The 1489-nt window shown below is 35.2% G+C and carries 3 protein-coding genes; all 3 read left to right on the plus strand.

Translation table 11 applies throughout. The features are described 5' to 3' along the window. Positions 1-858 (plus strand): RHS repeat-associated core domain-containing protein (locus AB1414_20675; protein MEW6609825.1); only part of this gene is annotated, 858 nt, incomplete at its 5' end. Between the two features lie 6 nt (positions 859-864). Then, positions 865-1113, plus strand: a complete 249-nt coding sequence (locus AB1414_20680; GenBank protein MEW6609826.1) for a hypothetical protein — start codon at positions 865-867, stop codon at positions 1111-1113. 9 nt (positions 1114-1122) lie between these two features. Continuing rightward, positions 1123-1419: a hypothetical protein gene (locus tag AB1414_20685; GenBank protein ID MEW6609827.1), complete on the plus strand. Its 297-nt coding sequence runs from the start codon at positions 1123-1125 to the stop codon at positions 1417-1419. The last annotated feature ends 70 nt before the right edge of the window (positions 1420-1489 follow it).

A 1489-nucleotide genomic window follows, 5' to 3' on the forward strand; every position in this document is an offset into this window, starting at 1 on the left:
AGATACTACGACCCGGCATTGGGCAGATTTATTACCCCGGATCCGATACAAAATCCAGCAGATAATCTTTATGTTTACTGCGCAAATAACCCACTCACACATATAGACCCGAATGGTGAATTTTGGCAATTTATATGGACAGTATGGAAATTTTATACAGCGGCTAAGACACTTTATAATGTCTATGAAGCATATCAGTATGGTGGATGGGGAGCAGCTTTAATGAGTGCTGGTAGTAGCTGGATGCTTAATCAATTTAGTGCGGGGATAAGTGCAGGGATAAATTTTGGAAAGTGGGGTGGAGCATTAGGAGATGTATTAGAATGGGGAATAGAAGGAGCAATATATGGTGGCGTAAGTTCATTAATGTGTGGTGGAGATTTCTGGGCAAGTGCAAGAGAAGGTGCATACTTGGGTATTGGTTCTGGAATAGCAAATGCTTTATTACCTATTTTAGGTGTAGTACCTACGGCAGAGGAAGAGACTATTGAAGCAGACCCAGTTGATCCAACAGATTTTTTGGGAGCTGGAAAGATAGTTGTTGGTGGAATAAAGACAGTACTCGTTGGTGGGGGTAAGGTAATAGGCAAAATTGGGGCAAAGGCTATAGGAAAAAATGTAGATGTAGATAACATCGGTAATGTTGCTAAAAAAGTAGAAAAGTATTTAGGAAAAGATTATAAAGTTATTACCAATCAGAAGGGTGATAAGATACTTCTCTCAAAGGATGGAACAAGAAGAATTAGATTTGATATGAAAAACACTCATGGAGATAGACCTCATGTTCACATTGAAGAGAAAATTGGTAGACATTGGCGGGATGCAACGGATAAACACAGAATTTATCCTAAGGAGTAAATGAAAATGTTTAAACTATTAGCATATACAACTAAAGAACCAAGATTAAAATTAATTATTGAAGAAGATTTTGTGGAGGTGGGATTTTATTTATATGTTTTCCCAATAGACTCCAAAAAATCTATTGCAGATTTTTTACAGAATAGTTTAGAAGATACTTTAGAATTTGCAAAGAGTAATTATGGTATTGAGAAAGATGAATGGAAAAAGGTAAAATCAGACCCAATATATCCCAAAGATGTCCCACATAATTAGAAGGTTGCTATGAGAATATTAGATTTGGAAAATGATAAGACACTTCAAGAAATAGGGATATATTTGACTCCTGGAGAGGTAAAGCAGATGATAGGATATTTAGAGGATATGCTAAAGGATCCTAAAGTCCATCATGCTCATATAAATGATGATGAATATCAAAGAGAGATTACTATTTCAATTTATTGTAAAGAGAATATGAATCAGTTTGATGAAAGATCAAAAAAAATAATTTTAGAGGAGGAGGGGGGCAGGGCAAACGCATCTAAATTTTCGTCCTCAGACGAGTTATACATTCAGATATAACTTAGCACTTTTTTGTTGACTTTATCATTTATATCCCCTATAATATTAAGAGTAAAGAATTTACTATCAG

The organism is bacterium, from assembly GCA_040755795.1.
Classification (GTDB): Bacteria; UBA9089; CG2-30-40-21; order CG2-30-40-21; family SBAY01; genus JBFLXS01.